The sequence below is a fragment of the Mesorhizobium sp. M2A.F.Ca.ET.042.01.1.1 genome (assembly GCF_003997405.1).
Lineage (GTDB): Bacteria > Pseudomonadota > Alphaproteobacteria > Rhizobiales > Rhizobiaceae > Mesorhizobium.
On the sequence record NZ_RZRX01000311.1, the window covers coordinates 1 to 6036 of the forward strand.

General features: G+C 63.3%; 7 protein-coding genes. 3 read left to right on the top strand and 4 right to left on the bottom strand.

What is annotated here, in order from left to right; all coding sequences use genetic code 11:
* Both EOA23_RS30250 and EOA23_RS30255 read right to left on the bottom strand, forming a co-directional pair.
* Positions 1 to 187: DUF924 family protein (locus EOA23_RS30250; RefSeq protein ID WP_127306821.1), on the bottom strand; the 187-nt coding region annotated here is incomplete at its 3' end.
* A gap of 10 nt (positions 188 to 197) precedes the next feature.
* Complete coding sequence (locus EOA23_RS30255; RefSeq protein ID WP_127306822.1) at positions 198 to 2033, bottom strand: monovalent cation:proton antiporter-2 (CPA2) family protein; 1836 nt, start codon at positions 2031 to 2033, stop codon at positions 198 to 200.
* 302 nt (positions 2034 to 2335) lie between these two features.
* Here EOA23_RS30255 and EOA23_RS30260 point away from each other — a divergent pair, with 302 nt between their 5' ends.
* The 3 genes from EOA23_RS30260 (at position 2336) to EOA23_RS30270 (ending at position 5076) form a co-directional block, all read left to right on the top strand.
* Positions 2336 to 3319 carry an AraC family transcriptional regulator gene (locus tag EOA23_RS30260; RefSeq protein ID WP_189341761.1) on the top strand — a complete coding sequence of 328 codons (984 nt, stop codon included), beginning with the start codon at positions 2336 to 2338 and terminating at the stop codon, positions 3317 to 3319.
* A 61-nt stretch (positions 3320 to 3380) separates the two neighbouring features.
* The gene (locus EOA23_RS30265) at positions 3381 to 4589 is read left to right on the top strand and encodes an MFS transporter (RefSeq protein ID WP_127306823.1); all 1209 of its coding nucleotides are present in this window, start codon (positions 3381 to 3383) and stop codon (positions 4587 to 4589) included.
* Positions 4590 to 4713: 124 nt separating this feature from the next.
* A complete protein-coding gene (locus EOA23_RS30270) occupies positions 4714 to 5076 on the top strand; it encodes a hypothetical protein (RefSeq protein WP_245474394.1) in 363 nt (120 codons plus the stop codon).
* A gap of 77 nt (positions 5077 to 5153) precedes the next feature.
* Here EOA23_RS30270 and EOA23_RS30275 read toward each other — a convergent pair whose 3' ends face one another.
* Both EOA23_RS30275 and EOA23_RS30280 read right to left on the bottom strand, forming a co-directional pair.
* Positions 5154 to 5708: a hypothetical protein gene (locus tag EOA23_RS30275; protein WP_126060657.1), complete on the bottom strand. Its 555-nt coding sequence runs from the start codon at positions 5706 to 5708 to the stop codon at positions 5154 to 5156.
* A 99-nt stretch (positions 5709 to 5807) separates the two neighbouring features.
* The coding region (locus tag EOA23_RS30280; RefSeq protein WP_127306824.1) for a DUF697 domain-containing protein at positions 5808 to 6036 on the bottom strand (229 nt) is incomplete at its 5' end.

Genomic DNA, 6036 nt, shown 5'->3' on the forward strand with positions numbered 1-6036 from the left:
GCGCCAGCGATCCTTCGGCATGGGCGTTCCAATCGTCGCATTCGCGCCGCGCGGCAGCGTAATGCAACTCCAGGAAGCGGCTGCGAAAATCGGTGTCGAAGGCGTCGTTCTTCTCGAACCAGGCGTCCTCGCCGGCGTCGCGCCAGAATTTGGTGACCGAAAGCGCCCGCGCGTCGAGCTCTGCCATGCCTTGCCCCTCAGTTGTTGGTCTCTGCCTCGTTCAGCACGACGGCTGTTTCCTGGTTCAGCGCGCGGCCGGCCCGGCGCGGTTGCGTGAGCGGCGTCGGGATCGGCGTGCCGATGTTGCCCTTGAGGAAACGCTGGCCGGCGCGGATGCCCTCGGCAAGCTGCGTTTCGAAGCGAGCGGTATCGCGACGGCGCACGTCCTCGATGACCTCGGCAACCTCCTCCGGATCGACGCCCAATGCCTCCAGCGCCGAGCCGCCGAAGACGAGCGCCGATTCGAAGGTTTCGCGCAATTGGTAGTCGACGCCGGCACGAATGAGCTGCAGCGCGGTGCCGCGGTCGTAGGCGCGCGCCAGGATGGTGACCAGCGGGAATTCGGCCTTGATCAGCTGCGCGATGCGCACGGCGGCGTCCGGCTTGTCGACGCAGATCAGCACCGCGCGAGCCCGCCCGGCGCCGGCCGCATGCAGGATATCGAGCCTCGTGCCATCGCCATAATAGACCTTGAAGCCGAAATTGGCCGCCGCCTGGATCATCTCCACCTCGTTGTCGATGATCGAGACGTCCAGCCCCCGCAATAGAAGCGGCTGGCTTGCGATCTGGCCGAAGCGGCCGAAACCGATGATCAGCGCGCTGCCGGTGAGGCCCTCGGCGACGTCGACGCCGTCGAGCGACTGCTCGTCGCGCGGGGTGAGGGAGCGCAGCGCCAGGATCGCGAGCGGCGTCAGCACCATCGAGATGATGACGATGGCGGTGAGCGTTGCGTTGGCCTGGCCGTCGATGATGCCGACTGCGGCGGCAGACGAATAAAGCACGAAGGCGAATTCGCCGCCCTGCGCCATGAAGACGGCGCGTTCTAGCGCCTCGCGGTGGCCGCTCTTCAGGATGCGCGCGACGATGTAGATGCCGAGCGCCTTCATGACCATGTAGGCGATGACATAGATGGCGACGAGCCGCCAGTTATGGGCAACGACGCTCAGGTCGAGCGACATGCCGACTGCGAGGAAGAACAGGCCGAGCAGGATGCCGCGGAACGGCTCGATATCGGCTTCGAGCTGGTGTCGAAAGGTCGATTCCGACAGGAGCACGCCGGCGAGGAAGGCGCCCATCGCCATCGACAGGCCGGAGAGCTGCATGGCGAGAGCCGATCCCAGCACCACCAGGAGGGCCGCGGCGGTCATGACCTCGCGGGCGCGGGCGTCCGCCAGGACGCGGAAAAGCGGATTGAGCAGGTAACGGCCGGCCACGACCAGTCCGACGATCGCGGCAATGCCGATGCCGACTTCGCTCAGCCGCTCCGAAATACTGGTTTCGGCGCCGCCCGGCGCGAGGAAGGCGACCAGCGCCAGCAGCGGCACGATCATCAGGTCCTCAAGCAAGAGGATGGAGACGATGCGCTGGCCTTTCGGCGTGGCGATCTCGCCGCGCTCTTCCAGCAACTGCATGACGATCGCCGTCGAGGTCAGCACGAAGCCGGCGCCGGCAACGAAGGACTGCGCGATGGGAAAGCCTCCGGCCAGTCCGACGAGGGTGAGCAGGACCGCGCAGACGCCGACCTGGAGGGCACCCAATCCAAAGATCTCGCGACGCAGGCCCCAGAGCCGCGATGGCTGCATTTCCAGCCCGATGATGAACAGGAACATGACGACGCCGAGCTCCGCGACGTGGAGGATCGATCCCGATTCGGAAAAGACGCGCAGGCCGAACGGGCCGATGACCACGCCTGCGGCAAGGTAGCCGAGGATCGAGCCCAGCCCCATGCGCTTGAAGATCGGCACGGCGATGACGCCGGCCGCGAGCAACGCCACCACCTGCACCAGATCGCTGCTCGACGTTTCAGCTGCCATGGCTGTCATCCTGTTGCTCAAAAGCGCGTTCGCCTGGAAAAGAATCAGGTGGACGCGCTTCAGGTCTTTGCTTGATGCATGTCGTTGTCCCAGAACCGCTGCACACTTCTGGGCGACATGCATTTGCTGGATGCATGTCGTTATCCCAGAACCGCTGCGCACTTCTGGGCGACATGCATTAGAAACACTCCTTGCATGCACCGGGAGGGAGAGGCAAGGGCGGGAGGCCTGCCAGGAAGGGTAGGGCGCCGTCGGAGGGACCTTCGCTTGCCTGTCGGACGTTCGGCATCTATAATGGCGAAATGTCTGACTATTCGTCCCGCCCGCTTCCGCATGTCCCGATGGATGCGCTCAGCGAAGTCCTGCAGGACTTTCGCTTGAGTGGCGTGAACTATGGCCGCTGCGAGCTGCGACATCCATGGAGCATCGCCTTTCCGCAACAGAGGCTGCTTCGCTTTCACTTTGTCGGCCAGGGTCCGTGCTGGATCTATACTGAAGCGGAAGGCTGGCAGGAGTTGCGCGATGGCGACCTGGTCCTGCTGCCGCAAGGCATAGCCCATCGGCTGGCCAGCGCGCCGGACGTTGTCGGCGACTCCCTCGAGAGCTGCCAGGTGACCAAGTTGGGCAGCAATGTCTGCGAGGTGGTGCGGGAAGGGACGGGCGCGACAAGCACTCTTTTCTGCGGCTCCATGGCCTTGGGCGTCTGTGCGCTCGATCCGTTGATCACGTTGATGCCGCCGATCATCAAGGGCTGCGACGTGGCCGGCAATGATCCGGTCATGCGTCCTTTGCTGACGGCTATGACGGCTGAGGCCGCGCAACCGCAGATGGGCAGCGCCACGATTCTGTCGCGCATGGCGGACTTGTTGACAGCCCGGCTCATCCGCTGCTGGGTCAATTGCACGGGAGCCGCGACCACCGGTTGGCTTGCCGCTATCCGCGACCCCCATATCGGGCGTGCGCTGGCAGCCATGCACCGAAACCCCGGCCATAACTGGACCTTGGAAAGCCTTGCTGGCCTGGCAGGCCAATCGCGCTCGATTTTCGCCGAGCGCTTCAGCGCCGTATTAGGGGAGGGCGCTGCCCACTATCTCGCCCGTCTGCGTATGCAGCTTGCCCGCGAGTTGCTGGGGCAAAACGGCTTGTCGGTTGCCGAGGTCGCTACCCGTTTGGGCTATGACAGCGAAGCGTCCTTCGCGCGCGCGTTCAAACGCATCACCAATGTCTCGCCTGGCGTTGTGCGTCGCACAATTTCCGGACGAACGGATATGAATTTCGGATTTTAGGATACATATCATCCGAAAGGACTCGTCTATTGAAGGCCTCCATTCCTTGGAGATCCTTCCGGTGACAGACACAACATTACAGCTTGAAGACGAGGCATTAGACCTCGATAGCGCCGCGCCAACCACGTGGAACGCAGCCACCTGGTTCTCGGTCATTTCATTGGCGGCCACCAGCTTTGCCCTGGTGTCAGCCGAATTCCTGCCGGCAGGTCTGCTGACCCCAATGGCGCGCGATCTCGGCATCAGCGAAGGAACGGCCGGACAGGTGGTTACCGCCACCGCTTCTGTCGGCGCCGTGACGGCCATGTTGAGCAATGTTCTCATCGGCCGGTTGAACCGCAAGACGGTGCTGGTTGGCCTCAGCGCCTTGGCGGTCGGCTCCAACCTCCTTTCGGCGCTGGCGCCCAATTTCTGGTTGCTGCTGTTGGGCCGGGCAGGGCTCGGAATTGCTCTCAGCGCCTTTTGGGCACTCTCGGTTGCCGTCGTGGCCCGGCTGGTTGGCGCCAATGCGACAGGTCGGGGCATGGGCATCGTCACCCTCGGCGTCTCGCTTGCCACCATTGCCGCACCATCGGCGGGTGCGTTGATCAGCGACTGGGTGGGATGGCGCAGCGCCATGGCCTTGACGGCGGGGCTGGCTGTGATTGCCATGCTGCTGCAGTTGCTTAGCCTGCCGACCCTGCCTGCCACCGCCAGCAATAGTCTTGCGGATGTATTTCGGCTGACACGGCGGCGTGGCGTTCAACTCGGCATGCTGGCCATCCTTTTGCTGATGACGGGGCATTTTGCCGGTTCGGTCTATGTGCGCCCTTTCCTCGAACAGGTGACGCAGCTTGCAACAGGGCCAATTGCCCTGGCCCTGCTCGGATTTGGCGTCGCCGCCGTGATCGGCAACGTTGCCGGAGGCCGCATGGCCGACGCCGATATCCGCTTGGCCCTCGTGGTCACCGCCGCGTTGATGGCGATTGCGGCGTTGGCATTGGTGCTTTGGGGTGTGCACATTGGCGTGGCCTTCGGATTCGTCACGCTGTGGGGCTTGGCCTTCGGCATGGGGCCCGTCGTGCTGCCAACCAATCTGTCGCGCGCGGCGCCTGATGCGCTGGAAGCGGCCGGTAGCCTGATGGTCGTCTCTTTCCAGATTGCCATCACCACCGGCGCGGTTGTCGGCGGCTATGTCGTGGACACCTATGGCGCCTCGGGACCTATGACCCTTACCGTCGTCCTTGCCGCATCGACAGTCGTGCTGGCGCTGTCGCAGCCTCGCGGGTGAACTTGTTCCGGTAGAGCACCTCACCGTTTCACGAAAACGGTGAGGTGCTCAATGTATTGGGCGGCCTGAACCTGGAACGCCGCGATATTGCAGCCTGGTTACACAAGTTTATGCGGCCCGGTCGTTGCGTGCCGCCACAATCAGCGGTTATGGCACGTTCGGCTTCGGCCATGGGAGGCGGCTGCGATGGGCGGCCGCCTTTTTTGAGGAGATAATTGACATGAAGAAGTTTTTGCTCGTCGCCGTAGGTGTTGCGGCGTTGGCTGCCTCGGCTTGCTCCAAGGGGCCGGAATGCACCCAGGAAATAGCCGCCAAGAAGGCGCAGGACATGGCTGCCGCACTTCAGGCGGCGATCACCAAGGATCCAAGCAAGGCCGCTGACCTGACCGAAAAGGCTCAGGCTGTGACCGCCAAGTACCAGGGCGCGACGACGCTTGACGAAGCCTGCAAGGCCTATGACGAATTGACGGCCACCTTCAAGGGTTGAGCGCAGCCGTCGAGTAACGGCAAGGCGGTGGCCAGGCGGCCGCCGCCTTTTTGTTTTGCTAAGGTCGGCGCCTCTGGTCAGTTCTTGGCGATAGCGCCGACTTCGACCGAATCGACCCGCTTCAGGCTCATGCCGATCACTGGCACCAGCTGTTTGTCGACACGCACCGCCACCGTCACGGTCATCGAATTGTCGTCGGGCACGCGGGCCTGCATGACGCCGTTCAACTGGTTGCGGTTGATGGTGAAGACGACCTTCTGAGCGTCGACGACGTTGCCGCCGACAATATCCATGCCGTTGCCGGTCGAGCCGCCCATGAAGGCGCCCCTGTAGCCGTCGCGACCCTTGCGCTCGACGGTCGCGGACATCTTCTGCGTGAATACGCCGACCCGGCAGTTGCCGTCCAGCGTCATGCCGACCTTGCCGTCAGGCGTCGAGCCATTGAAATCGCAGATGAATTTGGTGCCCTTGTACTTGCCGGCGATGATCTCGCCAGGGCCTACCCATCGGCCCTCGACGGAACGGAAGAACTGCTTGTCCGGCTCGGCGCCAAAGGCTTTTTCGACCAATCCGAGCGGCGCGGCAATGGCAACGGTCGCAGGCAGCACGCAGGACAGGATTACGCTTCTCATGGACGACACCCGGCATGACAGAGTCTATTCTTGGGACCTGATCGACCATGGCGAAGATTGGTTAATGCTTCGTCACTGGAGGTGGCTTTCGCGTTTACTCTATTGCTCCGCCTGACCGTCTTTTTTGGCCGCGAACGAGGTCAGCGCTGAGAGGAAATCGCCGAGGCCTGGTCGCTTCACGGCAATGAATGGCAATGGGCGGGCGGTCTCCATCGCCGCGATGCCGATGCGCGCCGTCATCATGCCGTTGACGACCCCTTCGCCGAGCTTTGCCGAGAGTTTTGCGGCAAGCCCGTGACCGACGATCTGCTGCACGAAACTGTCGCCC

Excerpts from the sequence above, each read along its gene's own strand:
- EOA23_RS30255 (WP_127306822.1), bottom strand. The coding sequence starts at position 2,033 with ATGGCAGCTGAAACGTCGAGCAGCGATCTGGTGCAGGTGGTGGCGTTG.
- EOA23_RS30260 (WP_189341761.1), top strand. The coding sequence starts at position 2,336 with ATGTCTGACTATTCGTCCCGCCCGCTTCCGCATGTCCCGATGGATGCG.
- EOA23_RS30275 (WP_126060657.1), bottom strand. The coding sequence starts at position 5,708 with ATGAGAAGCGTAATCCTGTCCTGCGTGCTGCCTGCGACCGTTGCCATT.